Origin of the sequence: Pseudomonas sp. MWU12-3088 (assembly GCF_023242405.1) — a bacterium.
GTDB lineage: Bacteria > Pseudomonadota > Gammaproteobacteria > Pseudomonadales > Pseudomonadaceae > Aquipseudomonas > Aquipseudomonas kribbensis.
In genome coordinates, this window is sequence record NZ_JALJEA010000006.1 from 339,278 (window position 1) to 362,384 (window position 23,107).

Annotated in this window: 20 protein-coding genes; 6 read left to right on the plus strand and 14 right to left on the minus strand. The window is 59.8% G+C overall.

The features are described from left to right. Positions 1-81 precede the first annotated feature (81 nt). Positions 82-789, minus strand: a complete 708-nt coding sequence (locus M5B98_RS17035) for a TetR/AcrR family transcriptional regulator (RefSeq protein ID WP_248743352.1) — start codon at positions 787-789, stop codon at positions 82-84. 230 nt (positions 790-1,019) lie between these two features. Between M5B98_RS17035 and lexA the strand changes: the two genes are divergently transcribed. Together lexA and sulA are read left to right on the plus strand one after the other, a co-directional pair. Next, entirely contained in the window at positions 1,020-1,628 is a 609-nt protein-coding gene (gene lexA, locus M5B98_RS17040) for a transcriptional repressor LexA (protein ID WP_085713140.1), read from the plus strand. A 10-nt stretch (positions 1,629-1,638) separates the two neighbouring features. Continuing rightward, positions 1,639-2,112 carry an SOS-induced cell division inhibitor SulA gene (sulA, locus tag M5B98_RS17045; RefSeq protein WP_248743353.1) on the plus strand — a complete coding sequence of 158 codons (474 nt, stop codon included), beginning with the start codon at positions 1,639-1,641 and terminating at the stop codon, positions 2,110-2,112. Between the two features lie 79 nt (positions 2,113-2,191). Here sulA and M5B98_RS17050 read toward each other — a convergent pair whose 3' ends face one another. The 7 genes from M5B98_RS17050 to M5B98_RS17080 all read right to left on the minus strand — a co-directional run bounded on the left by M5B98_RS17050 (position 2,192) and on the right by M5B98_RS17080 (position 10,649). Beyond that, positions 2,192-2,425, minus strand: a complete 234-nt coding sequence (locus M5B98_RS17050) for a hypothetical protein (protein ID WP_003226592.1) — start codon at positions 2,423-2,425, stop codon at positions 2,192-2,194. 106 nt (positions 2,426-2,531) lie between these two features. Next, positions 2,532-3,056, minus strand: a complete 525-nt coding sequence (locus tag M5B98_RS17055; RefSeq protein ID WP_085713138.1) for a DUF6586 family protein — start codon at positions 3,054-3,056, stop codon at positions 2,532-2,534. 171 nt (positions 3,057-3,227) lie between these two features. After that, on the minus strand, positions 3,228-5,867 hold the full coding sequence (topA, locus tag M5B98_RS17060) for a type I DNA topoisomerase (protein WP_248743354.1): 2,640 nt from the start codon (positions 5,865-5,867) through the stop codon (positions 3,228-3,230). A gap of 114 nt (positions 5,868-5,981) precedes the next feature. After that, the gene (locus M5B98_RS17065) at positions 5,982-6,218 is read right to left on the minus strand and encodes a DUF1653 domain-containing protein (RefSeq protein WP_007953059.1); all 237 of its coding nucleotides are present in this window, start codon (positions 6,216-6,218) and stop codon (positions 5,982-5,984) included. A gap of 99 nt (positions 6,219-6,317) precedes the next feature. Then, positions 6,318-7,493, minus strand: a complete 1,176-nt coding sequence (fadA, locus tag M5B98_RS17070) for an acetyl-CoA C-acyltransferase FadA (protein ID WP_007953060.1) — start codon at positions 7,491-7,493, stop codon at positions 6,318-6,320. 29 nt (positions 7,494-7,522) lie between these two features. Beyond that, entirely contained in the window at positions 7,523-9,670 is a 2,148-nt protein-coding gene (gene fadB / locus M5B98_RS17075) for a fatty acid oxidation complex subunit alpha FadB (protein ID WP_064598124.1), read from the minus strand. Between the two features lie 541 nt (positions 9,671-10,211). After that, positions 10,212-10,649, minus strand: a complete 438-nt coding sequence (locus M5B98_RS17080) for a hypothetical protein (RefSeq protein WP_248743355.1) — start codon at positions 10,647-10,649, stop codon at positions 10,212-10,214. A gap of 103 nt (positions 10,650-10,752) precedes the next feature. On the opposite strand from M5B98_RS17080, the gene M5B98_RS17085 reads away from it, so the two are divergent. After that, positions 10,753-11,190: a universal stress protein gene (locus M5B98_RS17085; protein WP_248743356.1), complete on the plus strand. Its 438-nt coding sequence runs from the start codon at positions 10,753-10,755 to the stop codon at positions 11,188-11,190. Between the two features lie 75 nt (positions 11,191-11,265). On the opposite strand, the gene M5B98_RS17090 is transcribed toward M5B98_RS17085, so the two are convergent. Next, a complete protein-coding gene (locus M5B98_RS17090; RefSeq protein WP_085713134.1) occupies positions 11,266-13,188 on the minus strand; it encodes an ATP-binding cassette domain-containing protein in 1,923 nt (640 codons plus the stop codon). A gap of 213 nt (positions 13,189-13,401) precedes the next feature. Between M5B98_RS17090 and M5B98_RS17095 the strand changes: the two genes are divergently transcribed. Then, complete coding sequence (locus M5B98_RS17095) at positions 13,402-15,330, plus strand: transglycosylase SLT domain-containing protein (RefSeq protein ID WP_248743357.1); 1,929 nt, start codon at positions 13,402-13,404, stop codon at positions 15,328-15,330. A 73-nt stretch (positions 15,331-15,403) separates the two neighbouring features. On the opposite strand, the gene M5B98_RS17100 is transcribed toward M5B98_RS17095, so the two are convergent. Both M5B98_RS17100 and M5B98_RS17105 read right to left on the minus strand, forming a co-directional pair. Further along, complete coding sequence (locus M5B98_RS17100) at positions 15,404-16,426, minus strand: Fic family protein (RefSeq protein WP_248743358.1); 1,023 nt, start codon at positions 16,424-16,426, stop codon at positions 15,404-15,406. A 65-nt stretch (positions 16,427-16,491) separates the two neighbouring features. Further along, positions 16,492-18,267 (minus strand): ABC transporter transmembrane domain-containing protein, encoded by a 1,776-nt coding sequence (locus tag M5B98_RS17105; RefSeq protein ID WP_248743359.1) that lies wholly within the window; start codon positions 18,265-18,267, stop codon positions 16,492-16,494. Positions 18,268-18,525: 258 nt separating this feature from the next. On the opposite strand from M5B98_RS17105, the gene M5B98_RS17110 reads away from it, so the two are divergent. After that, positions 18,526-18,705, plus strand: a complete 180-nt coding sequence (locus tag M5B98_RS17110; RefSeq protein ID WP_065260694.1) for a PA1571 family protein — start codon at positions 18,526-18,528, stop codon at positions 18,703-18,705. A gap of 57 nt (positions 18,706-18,762) precedes the next feature. Here the strand turns inward: M5B98_RS17110 and pdxB are convergent, their stop codons facing one another. Further along, positions 18,763-19,905 carry a 4-phosphoerythronate dehydrogenase PdxB gene (pdxB, locus tag M5B98_RS17115; RefSeq protein ID WP_248743360.1) on the minus strand — a complete coding sequence of 381 codons (1,143 nt, stop codon included), beginning with the start codon at positions 19,903-19,905 and terminating at the stop codon, positions 18,763-18,765. A 160-nt stretch (positions 19,906-20,065) separates the two neighbouring features. Here pdxB and M5B98_RS17120 point away from each other — a divergent pair, with 160 nt between their 5' ends. Further along, positions 20,066-21,475 carry an MATE family efflux transporter gene (locus M5B98_RS17120; protein ID WP_085733475.1) on the plus strand — a complete coding sequence of 470 codons (1,410 nt, stop codon included), beginning with the start codon at positions 20,066-20,068 and terminating at the stop codon, positions 21,473-21,475. 50 nt (positions 21,476-21,525) lie between these two features. Here M5B98_RS17120 and tusA read toward each other — a convergent pair whose 3' ends face one another. Next, a complete protein-coding gene (gene tusA / locus M5B98_RS17125; protein WP_011335204.1) occupies positions 21,526-21,777 on the minus strand; it encodes a sulfurtransferase TusA in 252 nt (83 codons plus the stop codon). A 65-nt stretch (positions 21,778-21,842) separates the two neighbouring features. Beyond that, positions 21,843-22,916 (minus strand): 23S rRNA (cytidine(2498)-2'-O)-methyltransferase RlmM, encoded by a 1,074-nt coding sequence (gene rlmM, locus M5B98_RS17130; protein ID WP_248743361.1) that lies wholly within the window; start codon positions 22,914-22,916, stop codon positions 21,843-21,845. Between the last annotated feature and the right edge of the window lie 191 nt (positions 22,917-23,107).

A 23,107-nucleotide genomic window follows, 5' to 3' on the forward strand; every position in this document is an offset into this window, starting at 1 on the left:
AATGAGAAACGGGGTCAGAACGAGAGTCGGCATGGGCGGCTAGCTTAGCGGATGTCCGCTGCCACGCCCACCCATGGACAGTTAAACCTTGGCAGGCGCCGGTGCCGATTTGCTGCGAGGGCGCAACTGCGCGGTGGCCATTGCGCTATCGGTGACACCGGTTTCGGCACGCATGCCAGCCGCCAGGAACGGCACCATCAGGCGCATCACCTGTTCGATGGAGGTGTTGACGCCGAAATCGGTCTCGGCAATCGCGCGCAGGGCCTTGATACCCGACATGCTGAATGCCGCTGCGCCGAGCATGAAGTGCACACGCCAGAACAGTTCGATAGGAGGAATACGGGGAGCGGCTTCGTTTACCAGCAGCATGTAGCGGCGGAAAACCTTGCCGTACATGTCTTCCAGATAACGGCGCAAGTGGCCCTGGCTCTGGCTGAATGCAAGACCGAGCAAGCGCATGAAGATCGACAGATCATTGCCGCTGCGTGGCTGCACCACCAGCGCCTGCTCGACGAGGATTTCCAGCAGCTCTTCAAGCGAAGGCTTGTTCTCTGGCTTGGCCTGGCGGCGCTCCAGTTCTTTATCGAGGCTGATGCAGAACGGACCGAGAAAACGCGAGAAAACCGCCTGGATCAGCGCCTTCTTCGAGCCGAAGTGATAGTTCACCGCGGCGAGGTTGACCCCGGCCTTGCTGGTGATCAGACGCAATGAGGTTTCGGCGAAACCTTTTTCCGCGAACAGCTGTTCTGCAGCATCAAGAATGCGTTCAACGGTTTCCGACTGGGCCATGGCTACTCCGCCTGACAAACACTTGTTTGAAACATACGTTTCAGCCTGTGCCTTGTCAAGCCTGCCGGTTCGTTTTGGGAATGGTCGGTCAGATATTTAACCACAACAAGGACGCCACATTAATCGGCGCCGTCACTGACCGTCCGGCGGCCTGGCAAAAAACGATCATTGCCAAGACCGCTTCACTGTATATAATCCCAGTCACTGTATAAAAAGACAGAGCGATCAATATGCTTAAGCTGACGCCACGCCAAGCCGAGATTCTGGCCTTTATCAAACGCTGCCTCGAAGACAACGGCTACCCGCCGACCCGTGCGGAAATCGCTCAGGAACTGGGTTTCAAATCGCCCAACGCTGCCGAAGAGCATCTCAAGGCGCTCGCCCGCAAAGGCGCGATCGAAATGACTCCCGGCGCCTCTCGCGGCATTCGAATCCCCGGCTTTGAAGCCAAGGTCGATGAATCCACCCTGCCGATCATCGGTCGAGTCGCTGCCGGTGCGCCGATTCTCGCCCAACAGCACATCGAAGAGTCCTGCAACATCAACCCGGCCTTTTTCCATCCTCGCGCAGACTACCTGTTGCGCGTCCACGGAATGAGCATGAAAGACATCGGTATTTTCGACGGTGACCTGCTGGCGGTTCACACGACCCGAGAAGCACGTAACGGCCAGATCGTCGTTGCGCGGATCGGCGACGAAGTGACCGTCAAACGCTTCAAGCGTGATGGCAGCAAAGTCTGGTTGATTGCCGAGAACCCTGAGTTCGCCCCTATCGAAGTCGACCTGAAAGATCAGGAACTGGTGATCGAAGGCTTGAGTGTCGGCGTAATCCGCCGCTAAAGGAGGCTTTATGCAGTTCCCACACGCACCTCAGCAAACACAACTGCCGTTGTTCGAAGCTTTTCTGGCGCAACCATTGGCCCCCATCCTCAAGGATGCAGCCGAACGCCCATGGAATGTCGAACCCGAAGCGTTCAGTGAACTGTCGCTGCGCGGTGCGGCCGGGAACTGCCTGAACCTGCTGGCACCCATACTTCGGGAGTTGAGTGAGGATCAGGACGCACGATGGCTGACCCTGATTGCACCACCCGCGAGCCTGACCCAGGCCTGGCTACGGGATGCAGGACTGAATCGCGAACGCATTCTGCTGCTGCAACCGCGTGGGACTCAGAGTGCCCAGCAACTGGCTTGCGAAGCACTGCGCCTGGGTCGCAGCCATACGGTGGTGACATGGTTGAACCCGCTCAACTCAGGCTCACGCCAACAACTGATCAGCGCCGCCCGCACCGGGGACGCTCAAAGTCTGAATATTCGATTGGGCTGACTTGATACGCGCTGCTTTGAGCGCGGGGCTTCTCAAAGGACAGAGAAGCCGAACCGAAGCGATAATCGACGGGCGGTGCTCAATGAAGAACCCGCGGCCCCTCTTCCTTATCAAACTCGCCTTCAACCATTCGACCAGCCATCTGCACGCCAACGCTGAGCATCGCCTTGGCTATTTCAACGTGCTGGCCCTGCAGAAATGCCTTGGCATCCTCGGAGAAATCCAGAGTCACCAGAGAACCCTCGTCCTCGGCCCTGCGCAGTTCGATTCGGCCGTCTGGTAGCTCGACAATTTCTAGAAAGGACGTTGGCATATAGGTCTGTTCTCCACGAAAGGCAGGGATTATATAGACATCATTCGGGATTCGCTCGGGATCTTGACCAGCAGCATGCATCTCGTCGCCGCCAGTCAAGAAGCCATCAGCACTCGTTCAGGCCTTCACGGAAACGGATCGCCAGACTCTTCAGATTTTGCCGCCAGCTCTCCAGCTCTTCACGACTCAACTCTTCCGGGGCTTGCTCTTCATCCAGATTAACCGCCTGAATCAGCGGCTGGGTCACATCGCCTTTTGGCTTGTGTGGCACCCGTGGCGGCTGAAACAGCGCCGAATGCGCAGCCAGCAATTTAGCCAGCCAGGTTTCCGGATTACCTGCCAACTCGACCATCTCGGCCAACTCTGGAATCGCAATCGACTCAAGCACTTCGCGGGTCAACAGCGTTTCCGCCCGGGGCGCGTTAGCCTGTGGCAGACGGTAAAACCCTGCAATTTCGTGACATAACCCCAGCAATGCGCCGTAGAGATGAAACAGTGCCGATTCGCGCCCGGCCTGAATCAACGCAAGCGAATTCATCGCCCGCCCCTCTTCAGCCCTGGCCAGCGCTTCCAGCGACAGACCCGCGAAATAGATCTTCTGATTGGTACGGGTATAGAGCTCGTGGGCCATATCGGCACTCTCCGCAGCGAAATAATTTCTTCATACAGGTCGGACAGTGTCATGGATCAGTCGATCCGACCGCAAGCTTTAAACAAAAAGGCCGCATGAAAACCAGAAGGTTTTCATGCGGCCTTTTGTGTTGAAGCCACCCGGTCAGGGCAGCCTCGGATCAGCGCTTGCTCAAGCCTTGGCTTTCGCCGGACGCTTGTCTTCAACGGTCCACTTGCCACCGTCGAAGAACGCTTTCCAGCCAGTCGGTTTGCCGTCGACTTCGGTCTGGACGTATTGCTCCTTGGTCTTGCGGCTGTAGCGGATCACTGCCGGCAGACCATCTGGATCCTTCTGCGGCGCTTCGCACAGGAAGTGGTACTTCGGATCGATCTCGTCCTTGTGCGGCAGAATCTCGATCACCAGCGGAGCACGGGTCTCGCGGTTTTTCGGGAACTGGCTCGCCGCCAGGAACAGGCCTGAAGCACCGTCGCGCAGGATATAGGTGTCGTTGACCTTTTCGCATTTCAGCTCAGGCATCTTCACCGGATCCATCTTCGGCGGCGCCGCGTCACCGCTCTTCAGCAGCTTGCGAGTGTTCTTGCAAGTCGGATTGGTGCAACCGAAGAACTTGCCGAAACGGCCGGTCTTGAGCTGCATCTCGCTGCCGCACTTGTCGCACTTGTCGCACTCCAGGCTCGGGCCTTCGTAACCCTTGATGCGATAGCTGCCCTCTTCGATTTCGTAGCCGGCGCAATCCGGGTTGTTACCGCAGATGTGCAGCTTGCGCTTTTCATCGAGCAGGTAAGCGTCCATTGCCGTGCTGCAGATCGGGCAACGATGCTTGCCGCGCAGCACCAGGGATTCCGATTCACCCTCGTCGTCCGCAGCAATTTCATCGCCTGGCACCAAGTTGACCGTGGCCTTGCAGCGCTCTTTCGGCGGCAGGCTGTAACCCGAGCAACCGAGGAACACACCAGTCGATGCAGTACGAATCTGCATCGGACGGCCGCAAGTGGTGCACGGGATATCGGTCATCACCGGCTGGTTGGCACGCATGCCGGCTTCCGGATTCTCGGCCACTTCGAGTTTTTTCTTGAAGTCACCGTAGAACTCGTCCAGCACGTTTTTCCAGTCGCGTTCGCCCTGGGCCACGTCATCGAGGTTCTCTTCCATGCCGGCGGTGAAGCCGTAGTCCATGAGGTTCGAGAAGCTCTCGGACAGACGCTCGGTGACGATGTCGCCCATCTTTTCCGAATAGAAACGACGGTTGTGCAGGGTCACGTAACCGCGATCCTGAATGGTCGAAATGATCGCCGCGTAGGTCGAAGGACGGCCAATGCCGCGCTTTTCCATTTCCTTCACCAGGCTGGCTTCCGAGTAACGGGCCGGCGGCTTGGTGAAGTGCTGGGTCGGGTCGAGCTTGATCAGCTTCATCACGTCGCCCTGCGCCATGTCGGGCAGGACATCGTCGTCGCCCGGCTTGGTGATTTGCGGCAGAACGCGGGTGTAGCCGTCGAACTTCAGGATACGGCCCTTGGCACGCAGCTCGAAGTCGCCAGCGGCCACGCTGACGGTGGTCGACAGATATTGCGCCGGCAGCATCTGGCAAGCCAGGAACTGGCGCCAGATCAGCTCGTAGAGGCGCTCAGCGTCACGCTCCATGCCTGCGAGCTTGCTTGGCGTGGTGTTGGCGTCGGAAGGACGAATCGCTTCGTGAGCCTCTTGTGCGCCTTCCTTGCTGCTGTAGACGTTCGGCGTTTCCGGCAGGTACTTCTTGCCGAACTCGTCTTCGATATAAGTACGCGCCATCGCCACGGCATCGGCCGAGAGGTTGGTCGAGTCGGTACGCATATAAGTGATGTAGCCGGCTTCGTACAGACGCTGGGCCATCATCATGGTTTTCTTCACGCCGAAGCCCAGGCGGTTGCTCGCAGCCTGTTGCAGCGTGGAGGTGATGAACGGTGCCGACGGTTTGCTGCTGGTCGGCTTGTCTTCACGCTTGACGATGCTGTAGCTGGAAGACTTCAGCTTCTCCAGGGCCGCCATGGCCTGCGCTTCGTTGAGCGGCTTGAAAGCTTCGCCCTTCTCACGGGCCACTTCGAAACGAACGGTCGAGCCCTTGGTGGTGCCGAGGTCGGCATGCACTTCCCAGTACTCTTCCGGGATGAACGCACGAATTTCACGCTCACGCTCGACCACCAGCTTCACGGCCACCGATTGCACACGACCGGCGGATAGGCCACGGGCGATCTTGGCCCACAGCAGCGGCGAGACCATGTAACCGACGACGCGGTCGAGGAAACGGCGGGCCTGCTGCGCGTTCACTCGATCGATATCGAGCTCGCCCGGCTCCGAGAAGGCTTCCTGAATCGCTTTCTTGGTGATTTCGTTGAACACCACGCGCTTGTAGCGGCTGTCGTCACCACCGATGGCTTCGCGCAGGTGCCAGGCAATGGCTTCCCCCTCGCGATCCAAGTCGGTTGCGAGATAGATGGTGTCAGCATCCTTGGCGAGCCGGCGCAGCTCTTCGATGACTTTTTCCTTGCCCGGGAGGATCTCGTACTTGGCCTTCCAGCCATGATCCGGATCGACACCCATGCGCGAGACCAGCTGCTTGCGCGCCTTCTCTTTCGGCGACAGCGCTGGCGCTTCGCCCGCAGCTGCCTTGCCACGCTTGGCGGCTGGCTCCTTGCTGGCGCTAGCCGAACCGCTGGTGGGCAGGTCTCGGATATGGCCGATACTCGACTTCACCACGTATTGGTTGCCCAGATACTTGTTGATGGTCTTGGCCTTAGCCGGGGATTCCACAATGACCAGCGATTTGCCCATGGATCAGAAAATTCCTGAATTCTAGAAGTGAAAGGCGGTTGGCGCCTGACGCGGCACCGCTATATATAGTGGCTACAAGGTGAGGTCAAGCGCAGGGTTTTGCGCGCACTCGCCTTACGGCTTCGAAAAAAGGCTCGGTTCGGCTTGCACCAAAGCAAAGCGTGGGACCTGCTCCCCGTCAACCTCGACGGACTCCAGGAACATGCTCAAGGGACGCACCCAGAAGCCGTAATCGCCATACAGGGCTTGGTAAAAGACCACTTCCTCTTCGGTCTCGGAATGCCGCGCGACACTGAATACGCGGTACTGCGGACCTTTGTAATGTTGGTAGAGCCCAGGTTGTATCGGCATGCTTCGGCCCTCACTCAAATTTTTTCAAAATAAAAACAAAAATAAATCCGTAAAAACAAAAACCGGGGCACTTGGCCCCGGCTTCCATCGACGAGACGCTTAAACGCGTTCGAAGACGGTGGAGATGCCTTGGCCGAGGCCAATGCACATGGTGGCCACCCCGAAGGTGCCGCCATTCTGCTTCATCACGTTCAGCAAGGTGCCGGAAATACGGGCACCGGAGCAACCGAACGGGTGACCCAGGGCGATCGCGCCGCCGTGCAGGTTAACCTTCTCATTCATCTTGTCGAGCACTTTCAGGTCTTTCAGCACTGGCAGAGCCTGTGCGGCGAACGCTTCGTTGAGCTCGAAGAAGTCGATATCGTTGATACCCAGGCCGGCACGTTTCAGTGCTTTCTGAGTCGCCGGTACCGGACCATAGCCCATGATCGCCGGATCCACACCTGCCACCGCCATCGAACGAATCACGGCCAGCGGCTGAATGCCCAGGTCCTGTGCACGCTGCGCCGACATCACGATCATGCACGAAGCACCATCGGTGATCTGCGACGAAGTACCGGCAGTCACGGTGCCGCCCTTTGGATTGAACGCCGGCTTCAGAGCCGCCAGGCTTTCCAGGGTGGTTTCCGGACGAATGGTTTCGTCGTAGTCGAAGGTTTTCAGGAAACCGTTCTCGTCATAGCCCTGCATCGGGATGATTTCGTCCTTGAACTTGCCTTCCACAGTTGCCTTGTGGGCCAACTGGTGGGAACGCACGCCAAAGGCGTCCTGCTGTTCGCGAGTGATGCCGTGCATTTTGCCCAGCATTTCAGCGGTCAGGCCCATCATGCCCGAGGCTTTTGCCGCGTACAGGGACATGTGCGGGTTCGGGTCGACACCGTGCATCATGCTCACGTGGCCCATATGCTCGACGCCACCAACCACGAATACGTCACCGTTGCCGGTCATGATCGCTTGCGCAGCGGTGTGCAGCGCACTCATCGACGAGCCGCACAGACGGCTGACGGTCTGGCCGGCCGAGGTGTGCGGGATCTGGGTCATCAGCGACGCCATACGCGCGATGTTCCAACCCTGCTCCAGGGTCTGGTTCACACAGCCCCAGATCACGTCCTCGACTTCAGCAGGATCGACCTTGGTGTTGCGCTCCAGCAGTTTGCTGATCAGGTGCGCCGACATGTCTTCGGCGCGGGTGTTGCGGTGCATGCCGCCCTTGGAGCGGCCCATCGGAGTACGACCGAAGTCGACAATCACGACGTCTCTAGGATTCAAGCTCATAAGTTCACTCTCACTCTAGTTGGGGGCGCTTAACCGAAGAAGCTCTGGCCGTTCTTGGCCATTTCGCGCAGCTTCGCGGTCGGGTGGTACAGCGCGCCCAAATCAGCGTACTGGTCGGCCAGGGCAACGAACTCGGCAACACCGATCGAGTCGATGTAGCGCAGCGCACCGCCACGGAATGGAGGGAAACCAATACCGTAGACCAGACCCATGTCGGCTTCGGCGGCGGTTTCGACGATGCCGTCTTCCAGGCAACGCACGGTTTCCAGGCACAGCGGGATCATCATCCAGTTGATGATGTCTTCGTCAGTGACTTCGCGCTGCTCGTAAACGATCGGCTTGAGCACTTCCAGTACCGACGGATCGGCGACTTTCTTCTGCTTGCCTTTCTTGTCGGCCTCGTAGGCGTAGAAGCCCTTGCCGTTCTTCTGACCCAGACGCTTGGCTTCGTAAAGCACGTCGATGGCCGAACGACGATCGTCCTTCATGCGATCCGGGAAGCCTTCAGCCATCACGTCACGACCGTGGTGGCCGGTGTCGATGCCGACCACGTCCATCAGGTACGCCGGGCCCATCGGCCAGCCGAATTTTTCCATGATCTTGTCGATACGGACGAAGTCCACACCGGCGCTGACCAGCTTGGCGAAACCGCCGAAGTACGGGAACAGTACGCGGTTGACCAGGAAGCCCGGGCAGTCGTTGACGACGATCGGGTTCTTGCCCATTTTCTTGGCGTAGGCAACGGTGGTGGCAATCGCCAGCTCGCTCGACTTCTCGCCACGGATCACTTCCACCAGCGGCATCATGTGCACCGGGTTGAAGAAGTGCATGCCGACGAAGTTTTCCGGACGCTTGAGGGCCTTGGCCAGCAGGCTGATGGAAATGGTCGAGGTGTTGGACGCGAGGATGGTGTCCTCTTTGACCTTGTCTTCGACTTCCGCCAGAACGGCTTGCTTGACCTTCGGGTTCTCGACCACGGCTTCAACGACCAGGTCAACGTGACCGAAATCGCCGTAGGACAGGGTCGGACGAATGCCGTTGAGCACTTCAGCCATCTTCGCAGCAGTCATGCGGCCTTTGTCAACGCGGCCGACCAGCAGCTTGGCGGCCTCCGCCAGACCTTGCTCGATGCCGTGCTCGTTGATGTCCTTCATCAGGATCGGCGTACCTTTGGAGGCCGACTGATAGGCGATACCGCCACCCATGATGCCGGCGCCCAGTACGGCAGCCTGCTTCACATCCTTGGCGATTTCGTCGTAGGCCTTGGCCTTTTTCTTCAGTTCCTGATCGTTCAGGAACAGACCGATCAAGCTCTGCGCGGCAGAGGTCTTGGCCAGTTTCACGAAACCTGCGGCTTCGACTTCCAGCGCCTTGTCGCGACCGAAGTTCGCGGCTTTCTGGATGGTCTTGATCGCTTCGACCGGGGCCGGGTAGTTCGGGCCGGCCTGGCCAGCCACGAAACCCTTGGCGGTTTCGAAAGCCATCATTTGTTCAATGGCGTTCAGCTTGAGCTTTTCCAGCTTCGGCTGACGCTTGGCCTTGTAGTCGAACTCGCCGGAGATGGCGCGCTTGATCAGCTCAAGGGCAGCATCCTGCAGCTTTTCAGGGGCAACCACGGCATCGACGGCGCCGACTTTCAGCGCGTCTTCAGGACGGTTTTCCTTGCCGGCGGCAATCCACTCGATGGCGTTGTCGGCACCGATCAGGCGCGGCAGACGCACAGTACCGCCGAAGCCCGGGTAGATGCCCAGCTTGACTTCCGGCAGACCGATCTTGGCCTTGGTGGACATGACGCGGTAGTCCGCTGCCAGGCACATTTCCAGACCGCCACCCAGGGCGATGCCGTTGATCGCGGCCACGGTCGGAACGTTGAGGTCTTCGAAATCGCTGAAGATCTTGTTGGCTTCGAGATTGCCTGCAACCAGCTCGGCATCCGGCAGCTTGAAGTTGTCGACAAATTCGGTGATGTCGGCGCCGACGATGAACACGTCCTTGCCACTGCTGACGATCACGCCCTTGATCGAAGCATCTGCCTTGATGGTGTCTACGGCCTGACGCAGTTCGTTCAGGGTAAGACGGTTGAACTTGTTGACGGACTCACCCTTGAGGTCGAATTTCAATTCGACGATGCCACTTTCAAGAGCTTTAACCGTGATGGCTTTACCTTCGTAAATCATCAACTGATCTCCACGATATGGAAGCTGAACAGTACACGTCGGACGCAGGCGAATGGCTCGGCAGGACGCTTTTTCGTCAATGCTGACACCAATCCACCCGGCACACCCGCCAACGCGATAGTCGGGATTCTGTAGGAGCAGTCTGCAATACAAACGCTCAATTCATACGCCCGTTTGATTTGGGTACGCCACCTTCACGGAATTTCCGACAATTGTCAATCGCCCTAAATACGGGTTGAAATGCGACTTTGCGGTCATTTCTGTAAGACGCAGCCCGTCCACGCATGCTTGCATGTGAGGGCATTCATAAGATTAATAGTTAGAAAAGTCGCCCTAATTCACCGCAAGCCTTGTTTAACAGGCTACGCTGGCTGGACTACGAAGGAAAACAGGCGCACTTTTGCTGACCGGATCACTCCGGCCCAACGCAAAAAAAGAATTTCCGGCCTGCCTGGCCAACCCCGCCCGATGAATCATGTCGGGCTTTTTATTGCTCGTCTGCCAGACGTTTTGCACCGTTGCAGCGCGAAACGTCGGTGTGTCATGCCAGCGCTTTCAGCGTGGCATCAATGTCCAGCAGAACCGAAGCGTCACCTTTCTCGCCCCAATAGAGCGCGATCATCTGCTTGTCGGCATCAACCTTGAAAACGTTGCCCGGCAATTTTTCGAAATGATTCAGCAGAAGCGGATCTTCACAGACTTCCTGCCACTGATTGACCCATACGCCCGGAGATTTCTGCCAATACGTCCAGCACGCCGGCTGCTTGCCGCGCCGTGGCCGGTGGTATTGCGCGCACGGGTTTGGCGGCTCCTGGCTCAGCCAGTGCGGCCACTCCTGCGGCGCCAGCTGCATGGCCAGCCCGATACGCCGCGCCTCAGCGCGCAAGGCTATCCGGCCACTCTGTGCGCGGGACGGACGCAACCACGCCAGAGGGCTCAACACCACCAGCAGGATTGACACCACCAGCCAGACCGTCATATGTGTACTCCCGTTTTGTCATGAGCCCATTGCGTCAGTTTGGAACCAATGCGCTTGAAACCAGCCATACTTAACAATATTGATCCCTCACGAGGAGCACCTCATGCCCTACCACCATATCCTGGTCGCCGTAGATCTGACCGAAGAGTGCGACCCTGTGATCCACCGCGCCCGAGAGCTGTCGGTGAGCAATAGCGCCAAGCTGTCGCTGGTGCATATCGTCGAACCGATGGCCATGGCCTTCGGGGGTGATGTGCCGATGGATCTGTCACAACTGCAACAACAACAGTTCGATCAGGCCAAGGAACGCCTTGAGCGCCTGAAGCACAAATACACCGAACTGGAAGGCTCCAACTGCCACCTGACCTACGGCCAGCCACGCCAGGAAATCCACCACTTCGCCAAGGAACAGGAATGCGACCTGATCGTGGTCGGCAGCCATGGCCGGCATGGTCTGGCGTTGCTATTGGGCTCCACCGCCAACGACGTCCTGCACGGCGCACCTTGCGATGTGCTGGCGGTGCACCTGGTCAAACGCTGATCCCAGGCACTTGTGAAAAGCTAAAAAGCCCGGCGCCCATCACTGGACGCCGGGCTTTTTCATGCCTGGAAACAATCAGGCATCCAGCTCGGCCCAACGCTCCACCAGCGCATCCAGCTCAGCCTGCAACTGCTCCAGAGAAGCAATCACCTTGGCCGTTTCGGCCGGCGGACGCTGGTAGAAACCGGCTTCAGCCATTTCAGCCTCGACAGCAGCAATCTGCTGCTCTTTGGCGTCGATGTCACCCGGCAACGCTTCCAGCTCGCGCTGAAGCTTGTAGCTCAGTTTCTTCTTCGCAGCCGGGGCAGCAGCGACAGGCGCGGCAACCGGAGCCGGTTCGGCAGTGACCACCGCCGAGTTCAGGTCGGCCTTGCCGGATTTGCTTTCAGTCACGCCCAACAGACGCGGCGAACCGCCCTGACGGATCCAGTCCTGATAGCCGCCCACGTATTCGCGAACCTTGCCTTCACCTTCGAAGACCAGGGTGCTGGTGACCACGTTATCGAGGAATGCCCGGTCGTGGCTGACCATCAGCACAGTGCCGTTGAAGGTCAGCAGCACTTCTTCGAGCAGCTCGAGGGTTTCCACATCGAGGTCGTTGGTCGGTTCGTCGAGCACCAGCAGGTTTGCAGGTTTGCTGAACAGCTTGGCCAGCAGCAGGCGCGCACGCTCGCCACCGGACAGCGCCTTCACCGGCGTGCGGGCACGCTGCGGGCTGAACAGGAAGTCGCCGAGGTAGCTCAGCACGTGGCGGCTCTGGCCATTGATATCGATGAAATCGCGACCTTCGGCGACGTTGTCGACCACGGTCTTTTCCAGATCCAGCTGATGGCGCAACTGGTCGAAGTAGGCCACGTCGATCTTGGTGCCCTCTTCCACCTTGCCGCTGGTCGGTTGCAGACCGCTGAGCATCAGTTTCAGCAGGGTGGTCTTGCCGGTGCCGTTGGCGCCGAGCAGGCCGATACGATCGCCGCGCTGCAGCACCATGGAGAAATCGCGGATCAGGAACGGACCGCCCGGGTGCGCAAAACTCACGTTATCCAGCACCATTACCTGCTTGCCGGACTTCTCCGCTGTTTCCAGCTGGATATTGGCCTTGCCGGTACGCTCACGACGTTCGCTGCGCTCGACACGCAGGGCCTTCAGCGCACGCACGCGGCCTTCGTTACGGGTGCGACGGGCCTTGATGCCCTGACGAATCCACACTTCTTCCTGAGCCAGACGCTTGTCGAACAGCGCATTGGCAGTTTCTTCAGCGGCCAGTTCGGCTTCTTTGTGGACCAGGAAACTGGCGTAGTCGCCGTTCCAGTCGATCAGGCCGCCGCGATCCAGTTCAAGGATGCGGGTGGCCAGGTTTTGCAGGAAGGAACGGTCGTGCGTGATGAACAGCACGGCGCCCTGGAAATCCTTCAGCGCTTCTTCGAGCCAGGCAATCGCACCGATGTCCAGGTGGTTGGTTGGTTCGTCGAGCAGCAGCAGATCCGGCTCGGACACCAGCGCCTGGGCCAGCAGCACGCGACGACGCCAGCCGCCGGACAACTCGGCGAGGGTCTTGTCGGCCGGCAGTTGCAGGCGACTCAGGGTGCTGTCGACCAGGGTCTGCAAGCGCCAGCCGTCACGGGCTTCGAGATCGTGCTGGACGTGCATCAGCTTTTCCAGATCAGCGTCGGTGACGATGTTCTGGCTCAGGTGATGGTATTCAGCAAGCAGCGCACCCACGCCGTCGAGGCCTTCGGCAACCACGTCGAACACGGTCCGCTCGTCGGCCACCGGCAATTCCTGCGGCAATTCGCCGATTTTCAGACCGGGGGCACGCCACACGGCGCCGTCGTCAGGCTTCTGGTCGCCCTTGACCAGTTTCATCATGCTGGATTTGCCAGTGCCGTTGCGGCCGATGATGCACACCCGCTCACCACGGGCGATCTGCCAGGACACCTTGTCCAACAACGGCATCGCGCCGAATGCAAGGGACACATCGCTGAATTTGAGCAGGGTCATGAGCTTCTCCAAAAACCGGGCGCGCATTCTACCTGAATCGAGGGCCGAACAGGCCGGCAATTTCGCCGCTGACGTACTCTGCACAACATTTGTTGCGAACTTGTGCCGCAAGGCCTGCAAAGCTTTCGCCGTCTGCTGGCAAAAGGCTAAGCTACAGACAATTCAGTGCCGCCCACGCTGGCACTTGTCATGATTTCTCTGCCCGGATGTCTCATGCGCAGTCGCCTTCTCAGTGTTTTGTCCTGTTTGCTACTCACCGCCGCTGCTGCTCAATCCGCTCAGGCGGTGGACCTGTCCACCCAGCGCCAGTATTACGATGAGGCCAAGCGCGCCCTGGCCAAGGGCGATACCGGCCCGTATTTCCGTTACAGCCAGGCCCTCGCCGATTATCCGCTGGAGCCGTACCTGGCCTACGACGAGCTGACCGCCCGCCTGAAGACCGCCAGCAACGCGGAAATCGAGAAATTCCTCGCCGAACACGGTGACCTGCCCCAGGCCAACTGGATGAAGCTGCGCTGGTTGCGCTGGCTCGCCGACCGTGGAGACTGGGCGACCTTCGTCAAGTATTACGATCCGAAGCTCAACTTCACCGAACTGGACTGCCTGAACGCGCAGTACCAGATCAGCAGCGGCCACAAGGCCGAGGGTTATGCCAATGCCGACAAACTGTGGCTGACCGGCAAATCGCAACCCGCCGCGTGTGACGCGCTGTTCGGGATCTGGGCTGCCGATGGCCAGTTGACCGAGCAAAAACGCTGGGAACGCACCAAACTCGCCGCCCAGGCGCGTAACTATCCACTGGCCAACAGCCTGGTCAACGGCCTGACCACCCTGTCCCCACGCGGACGTCTGCTGGTGGATGTGGCGCAGAAACCTGAACTGCTCAACCAGCCATCGCGCTTCACCCCGGCCGACGAACCAATGTCGGACATCGTCAGCCTCGGCCTGCGCCGCCTGGCCCGCCAGGATCCGGACAAGGCCATGGATCTGCTCGACGGCTACGCCAGCAGCATGCATTTCTCGCGAGATGAAAAAGTCGCCATCGCCCGGGAAATCGGCCTTACCCTGGCCCGTCGATTCGACAGCCGTGCGCTGGATGTGATGACCAAATATGACCCGGAACTGCGCGACAACACTGTTTCCGAATGGCGCCTGCGCCTGTTGCTGCGTCTGGCACGCTGGGACGACGCCTATCAGTTGACCCGCCGCCTGCCGCAGGATCTGGCCACCACCAACCGCTGGCGTTACTGGCAGGCCCGCAGCCTGGAACTGGCGCAACCGCAGAACACTGAAGCACAGACGCTGTACAAGAGCCTTGCACGGGAGCGGGATTTCTACGGTTTCCTGGCCGCCGATCGCTCACAGCTGCCCTATTCGCTGGTCAACAAACCGCTGGTACTCAGCCAGGCCACCATCAACAAGGTGCGCAACACCCCTGGCGTGCGCCGGGCGCTGGAGTTCCACGCCCGCGGGCAGATCGTCGACGGACGTCGCGAGTGGTACCACGTCAGTCGTCACTTCAACCGCGACGAGATGGTCGCCCAGGCCAAACTGGCTTACGATCTGAAATGGTATTTCCCGGCGATCCGCACCATCAGCCAGGCGCAATACTGGGACGACCTGGACATCCGCTTCCCGATGGCCCACCGCGACACCCTTGTGCGTGAAGCCAAGGTTCGTGGCCTGCACTCGAGCTGGGTGTTCGCCATCACCCGTCAGGAAAGTGCCTTCATGGACGACGCCCGCTCCGGCGTCGGCGCCAGCGGCCTGATGCAACTGATGCCCGGCACCGCCAAGGAAACCGCGCGCAAGTTCAGCATTCCGCTGGCCTCGCCGCAGCAGGTGCTCGATCCGGACAAGAACATCCAGCTCGGCGCCGCCTACCTGAGCCAGGTGCACAGCCAGTTCAACGGTAACCGCGTGCTCGCCTCCGCCGCCTACAACGCCGGCCCCGGCCGCGTGCGCCAGTGGCTGCGCGGTGCCGACCACCTGAGCTTTGACGTATGGGTGGAAAGCATCCCGTTCGACGAGACCCGCCAGTACGTGCAGAACGTGCTGTCCTATTCGGTGATCTACGGCCAGAAACTCAACTCGCCGCAACCGCTGGTGGACTGGCATGAGCGGTACTTTGACGATCAGTAATCGTGCAAAGATCGACGTAAACAAAAATGCCCGCATCGAGAGATGCGGGCATTTTTTTGAAATCAATAATTCGCTAACCGTGTTGCAACTTCACCAGCTGAAATCTGCCGCTCGAAGTCAGCCGATACTTCTGATTCGGGCTCCTCGGCGAGTCGGGATCAGTCATCTCGATCAATTCACCCACTAAAGCGGGTGTCAGGTAGTTCGCGCGAAAAGTAGCCTTGTGGACCAGACCCAGCGCCCCCATCAGCTCGTTGACACTGAGTGGAGCGCTATCAAAGAGTAGCTGAAGCAGCTTTCTTACTTGGTCGGTTACTTGGTCGGTAGAAGGCTCATTTTCGATAGCCTCGCGCAACGCCAGGTTCAGCGCATTCAGCATGTACTCCACGAACGGCGTTGATTCCGCCATTCGGTCAGCAGCCGACAACGCTGCGTAATAATCATCCTGCTGCTCGCGAATCACCGCCTCGACAGGCAAATACGCCAACACCGGTCGCCATTGACTGAGGATCAACGTTTGCCATAGCCGTCCCATTCGACCATTGCCATCGGCAAATGTATGGATGAACTCAAACTCGTAGTGAAAGACACAACTGGTAATCAACGGATGCCAGTCCGAAGCCTCGAGCCACGCCAGCAAGTCGTCAACCAAATGGGCAATCCTGCTTGGCGGCGGTGCCATGTGGACCAGTTGTTCGCCACGATAGATGCCGACACCCGCTCGACGAAAGCGACCAAAGTCGTCAATCAACCCATGCATCAACAGTTCGTGAGCACGCAGCAAGTCAGAACGATTACCGGGCTTCCAGTCAGTCAAGCACTCATATGCCGCAAAAGCATTGCGCACTTCCTGAATTTCCCGAGGCAGACCCAACACCCTTTGACCGGCCAACACAGCAGTTACCTGTTCGACACTGAGAGTGTTGTTTTCAATAGCCAAAGAAGCCTGGATCGTTCGAATACGATTCCCACGACGCAACTGAGGTGTCTGTCGCCCACTGTCAGCAGCCGAAAGCTGACCGATCTGCTCACTGATCTCTGCGATCAACGCAAGCATTCGAGGCGTCAGGGTCAACGGGGGTTGGTAGCGGCTCATATCCTTTCCAGATGCTTCTCAATGGTCGCCATAATGCCCGATGCCATCGAGCTCGGCAGCCATATTCAATGAGCTTTCTGCCCATCACTGAACTGCAACGCCGCCAACCGCGCATACAGCGGATTGCTCGCGATCAGCTCCTGATGCGTACCGATCGCCACCAGTTTGCCCTGGTCCATCACCGCAATCCGGTCGGCGTTTTTCACCGTGGCCAAGCGGTGGGCGATCACCAGGGTGGTGCGGTTTTGCATCAGGCTGGGCAGGGCTTGCTGGATCAGGTGTTCGCTCTGGGCGTCGAGGGCGCTGGTGGCTTCGTCCAGCAGCAGGATCGGCGCGTCGACCAGCAATGCCCGGGCAATGGCCAGACGTTGGCGTTGGCCGCCTGACAGGCCGAGACCACCGTCACCCAGATGGGTCTGGTAGCCGTCGGGCATTTGCTCGATGAAGTCGTGGGCGTGGGCGATTTTCGCGGCTTCCTGCACCTGCCCCAGGGTGGCGGTCGGGCAACCGTAGCGAATGTTTTCTTCGACGCTGCCGAAGAACAGCGCCGGAGTCTGTGAAACCAGTGCAAAACAGCGGCGCAGGTCCAGCGGATCAAGACTCGTCAGCGGCACGCCATCGATCAGGATTTGCCCTTCGCGCGGATCGTAGAAACGCAGCAGCAAGTCATACACCGTGGACTTGCCCGCACCGGACGGACCTACAAGCGCGAGGGTTTCGCCCGCGTTGACCGTCAGACTCAAGCCGTCAACGGCAAAGCTTTCCGGACGCGAAGGGTAGGAAAAGCGCACGTCCTGCAACGCCAGCTCGCCTTTGATCCGCTCCGGCAAGATCACCAGTCCGGCTTTCGGCGGCTGGATGATGTTCTCGGAACGCAGCAATTCGGCAATGCGCTCGGCAGCACCCGCCGCCCGCTGCAACTCGCCGATCACTTCGCTCAAAGTGCCAAAGGCACTGCCGACGATCAGGCTGTAGAACACGAACGCCGCCAGCTCACCGGCAGAAATCCGCCCGGCAATCACGTCCATGCCGCCGACCCACAACATCACCGCGACGGCACCGAGCACCAGCACGATCACCAGCGTGATCAGCCAGGCCCGCTGGAAAATCCGTTTGCGCGCGGTCTCGAACGCCTGCTCGACGGTGCCGGCGAAGCGTTGTTCGTCTTGCACCTGATGGTTGTAGGCCTGAACGGTCTTGATCTGGCCTAGGGTTTCCGAAACATAGCTGCCAATGTCGGCGATCCGGTCCTGGCTCAATCGCGAAAGATTACGCACGCGTCGCCCGAAAATCAGGATCGGCGCAATCACCAGCGGCAGCGCAATCACCACGATACTGGTGAGCTTGGCATTGGTGATGAACAGCAGCACGACGCCGCCAATGACCATCAGCAGATTGCGCAGGAACAGCGACAGCGACGAACCGATCACCGATTGCAGCAACGTCGTGTCAGCGGTCAGGCGCGACTGGATTTCCGAGCTGCGATTGTCCTCGTAGAACCCGGGATGCAGGTAAACCAGATGGTTGAACACCTGCCGACGGATGTCGGCCACCACCCGCTCGCCGATCCAAGACACCAGATAGAACCGGGCAAAAGTACCGACTGCGAGTCCCAGCACCAAGAGCATGAACAGGCCAATGGACTGGTTGAGCAGGTGCGGCGACTGGGTCATGAAACCCTGATCGACCAGCAGCTTGATGCCCTGCCCCATCGACAAGGTGATGCCGGCCGTGACGATCAATGCGAGCAAAGCCCCGAAGGCCTGCCAGCGATAAGGAGCGAGAAAATGACTGGTCAGGCGCAGGGCCCGGCGGTGTCGCGAGGAAAGCATCGGGATCATTCAGGTTCACGTCGTGTGCTGATTAATAGGGCCAGCCTGGACACTCAATGGGGTGGAACTCTGCAAATCACAATGAGTCAGGTTAATTATGACCGGCCAGACTACCCCCTAGATGCTATCGGTCTAATGTCCGGGTTGAGACGAACGGTCATTTCTGCTTGAGTGAAGATACCGTTCCGGAAAGATCGAAGGGAGTTGTCACAGCCTGGTCACCTGACGGTTTTATTGTGCTTACACAACCTGATGAGGAGACAGGCCATGTCCTTGCAACACAGCAGCGACGACAAGATTCAAGTGATCCGCACCAAGCCCGGCCAACCTCTGGGTTGCTCGATTATCGATAAGGATGGGCGCGAAGTGCCAATCACTGAAGACATGATCCAGAACGCTTGCCGCGAACTGGAGAAGCGATTGGTCAAGCCTGCCGAACAAAAGTGATGTAGCCACCGTCTTCCTGACCCGGCCCCTGTAGGCCGGGTTTTTTCTGCCCGCGGTTTATACGGCTACAGCGCCCAGCGCCGTCACGATCTGCCGCAGGGCGGGCGAATCCCCCTCGATTCTTACTTTCAGCCCCTCGATTTCGCGCCGCACCGGATACTGTTTGCGCAACACATCGAACGCTGCACGCTGCTCACCGACGCTACCCAACAGGGTGCGACGGAAATCCGCATCGTCCCGGCGCGGGTCGTACACGCCACGGCACAACATCGCCAGGGCCCAGGCCGGATCACTGTCGGCATGCAGGGAAACTTCCGACAACCACGGTGCCGGCAACAGGTCGCCGAGCTGAATGCTGGCCGGCTGACCGATGAAATCGCAATACGCCTGATAGATCTGCGCCGTGCCGCGTTGCTTGCCATCGAGGCTGTAACCGGCAATATGCGGGGTCGCCAGCACACAGAGCTCGGCCAAGGCGACATCGACTTCAGGCTCGGCTTCCCACACATCGAGGACCGCTTGCAGGTCTTCACGCTCCAGCAGCACTTCGCGCAACGCGGCGTTATCCACCACCGGGCCACGAGCCGCATTGATCAGCCAGGCGCCGGGCTTGAGTTGCTGCAAACGTTGCTCGTCGAACAAGTGCCAGGTCGCGCCTTCACCACTTCGGGTCAGCGGGGTGTGCAGACTGATCACGTCGCACTGCTGGATAATCTGCTCCAGGCTGACATAGTCGCCGCCCTCGGCCGCCTGACGCGGCGGATCGCAGACTTTCACGTTCCAGCCCAGCCCTTTCAGCACCTTGATCAAGCGACCGCCCACTTCACCGGCGCCGATCACGCCATAGGTGCGTTCACTCAAATCGACACCTTCGATTTCAGCCAGGGTCATCAGGCTGCCCAGCACATAATCCACCACACCACGAGCATTGCAGCCCGGCGCGCTGGACCAGGTGATGCCGGCCTCGTTGAAGTATTCGAGATCCAGATGATCGGTGCCGATGGTGCAGGTACCGACAAAGCGCACCTGGCTGCCTTCGAGCAACGCGCGGTTGACGTTGGTCACCGAGCGCACCAGCAACACGTCGGCCTGTTCAACCGTGGCCCGGTCAATGGAACGGCCCGGCACCCGGCGGATCTCGCCGAAACCGGCAAAAAAGGCATCGAGCAGCGGGATATTTTCGTCGGCGACAATCAGCATGGCGGGGCTCCTTGGGCGGATCGGCAGTGTAGGCGCTGGGACTGCGATGAGCCAGCCGGCTGTTCGATTACAAATCCGCAACAGAGGATTTTTCCTGACCATAACGTCAGCGGCGTAGAATGCCCGGCCTTGCGCATCAACCCCTGTGGACGCTTTTCCTGTGAATTCCGTAACCGAACGCCCTGACGCCGTTTCCCTCAACCGCCCTGCCCGGGTTCGCCTGGAGCTGAAGAATCTGCTCGGCCTGGCCCTGCCGATCATGATCGCGCAGCTGGCCACCACCGCCATGGGCTTCGTCGATGCGGTGATGGCCGGGCGCGTCGGGCCAAAGGATCTGGCGGCCGTGGCACTGGGCAACTCGATTTGGGTACCGGTGTTTCTGCTGATGACCGGCACCCTGCTGGCCACCACGCCGAAAGTCGCTCAGCGCTTCGGCGCCGGCACCCACAGCGAGATCGGCCCGATCGTGCGTCAGGCCTTGTGGCTGGCACTGGTGGTCGGACTGATGGCAACCACCCTGCTGTTCTGCGCCGAACCGATCCTGCACCTGATGAAAGTCGATCCGGAGCTGATCGGTCCGTGCATGCAGTACCTGCACGGCATCGCCAGCGGTCTGCCGGCGGTGGCCTTCTACCATGTGCTGCGCTGCACCAGTGACGGCCTCGGCCGCACCCGGCCGGCGATGGTGTTGGGCCTGTGCGGCCTGGCGCTGAACATTCCGCTCAACTACGTGTTCATTTACGGCCACTTCGGCGTGCCGGCCATGGGCGGCGTCGGTTGCGGCTGGGCCACGGCAATCGTGATGTGGGTCATGGCGCTGGGTCTGGCCGGTTATGAGCGCTGGGCGCCGGCCTACAAGTCGAGCGAACTGTTCAGCCGTTTCGACTGGCCGCAATGGGCGGTGATCAAGCGCTTGCTGGCCATCGGGTTGCCGATTGGTATCGCGGTGTTTGCCGAGTCGAGCATTTTCGCGGTGATCGCGCTGCTGATCGGCAGCCTCGGCGCCACGGTGGTGGCCGGGCACCAGATCGCGCTGAACGTCAGCTCGCTGGTGTTCATGATTCCGTACTCGCTGGGCATGGCCGTGACCGTGCGTGTCGGCCAGGCCCTGGGCCGTGAAGAACCCCGTGAAGCGCGTTTTGCGGCGGGTGTCGGCATGGGTACCGCGCTGGCCTACGCCTGCCTGTCGGCGAGCATGATGTTGCTGATGCGCGAGCACATTGCCGCGATCTACACCTCGGATCCGATGGTGATTCACATCGCCGCGATGCTGATCGTGTATTCGGCGCTGTTCCAGTTCTCCGACGCGATCCAGGTAACCGCCGCTGGCGCCCTGCGTGGTTATCAGGACACGCGGGTGACGATGATCCTGACGCTGTTCGCCTATTGGGGCATCGGCCTGCCGGTAGGTTACGCCCTCGGCCTGACCGACTGGTTCGGCGAGCCACGTGGCCCGAGCGGCTTGTGGGAAGGCCTGATCGTCGGCCTGAGCTGCGCGGCGCTGATGCTGTCGATCCGCCTGACGCGCAGTGCGCGCAAACGCATCCGCATCAGCCGCTCGATGGGCTGACCGGCCATGAAAAAAGACCTGCACATGCAGGTCTTTTTTTTGCCTTCCGATCAACCGGACTTCTTGCGAATCCAGTACAGATAGGTCCCGGCCTCTTCGTGCTGCCCGACCAGTTCATGGTCGAGAAACACGCAGAACTTGGGGATGTCACGGCGGGTCGACGGGTCGGTGGCGATCACCTTGAGCAGGCCGCCGGGCACCAGGTCACGGATGTGCTGGTGCAGCATCATCACCGGCTCCGGGCAATTGAGGCCCGTGGCGTCGAGGGTGCCGTCGACCGGCGTATTGATCATTTCACTCATGATTCACTCCTGAAACTGGCCGGCATTGTCGCCCAATGCCGGGTGTTCGGTCACCTGTCGCGCGCTCAGCGGGCTTTGGTTTTCTTCACGTCATGGCGGCGCAAATGGCAGGTCACTTCCTCGCGGTCGTGATACAGCTGCTTGCAGCCGATGTCGACCTTGATCCCGCGTGCCTTGAAACCATCGGCAATGCGCTCCAGCAGACGCTTCACTTCGGCGTAACGCTGCTTCATCGGCAACTTCAGGTTGACCACCGCTTCCCGGCAATGCCCCTCGCCGATCCACTCTTCGAGCATCGCGGCGTTGCGCGCCGGTTTCTCGACGATGTCGCAGACCATCCAGTCCACCGGCTGCTTGGGTTTGAAGGTGAAACCGTCGGCCATCAAGTGCTGCACCAGACCGGTGTCCATCAGGCTTTCGGCCATCGGGCCGTTGTCGATGGCCGTCACCAGCATGCCGCGATTGACCAGTTGCCAGGTCCACCCCCCCGGCGCAGCGCCGAGGTCGACGCCGGTCATATCGCTGTGCAAGCGCTCGTCCCACTGATCCCGGGGGATGAAGTGGTGCCAGGCTTCTTCCAGCTTCAGGGTCGAACGGCTTGGCGCCTCACGCGGGAACTTCAGGCGCGGAATGCCCATCGGCCACATCGCCGAGTTACCGGCATCGGCCAGACCGAGGAACACCTCACGGCCGCTCTTGAAGGTCAGCAGCAGGCGCGGCTTGCTGGCGTCGTCCACCAGTTTGCCGGCGCCGGTCAGCGCCTTGCGCAGCGGGCCTTCGAACTTCTTGCAGAAGTTCGACAGCTCCTTGCCGTCGTTGGTGTCGACGACTTCCAGCCACAAGCTGCCGCACACCGGGAATTCAGCCATGTGCGCGAGGATCACGCTGATGCGGTCGGTTTCCGGCAGATCGATGAAAAGTCCACGCGCCCACTGGCGCGGGAAAATCAGCTCGGCGAAACGCTGGCCACGCATCAGGCGCTCGGCGCCGTCTTCTTCGGTGCAGACGAACTCGGCGCAAGCGGTCGCCGGTTTGGCCTTGGCGTAGCCGGCCACGTTCAGTTGGGCGGCGAGGTCGGAAATTTCCGAGCAGACTTCGCCTTCGAAGCCCGGCCGGCAATGCATGAATAGGGTGTTCATTCTTACTCCTGGGCAGAGGGCGATCATTCATCCCCTGCGCGATGTCCAGGCTTGCGTCAAAGCAAAGCCTGTCACGAAAACCGGCGCATGATAGCCGATGTCGGAACCTTGGACTTGCCCATAGAGTCCAGTTATTAGCCAGCTACTGAAAACAGGGCTACGTTGATAGCTCTGCCCGTCCCCTCAGTCCG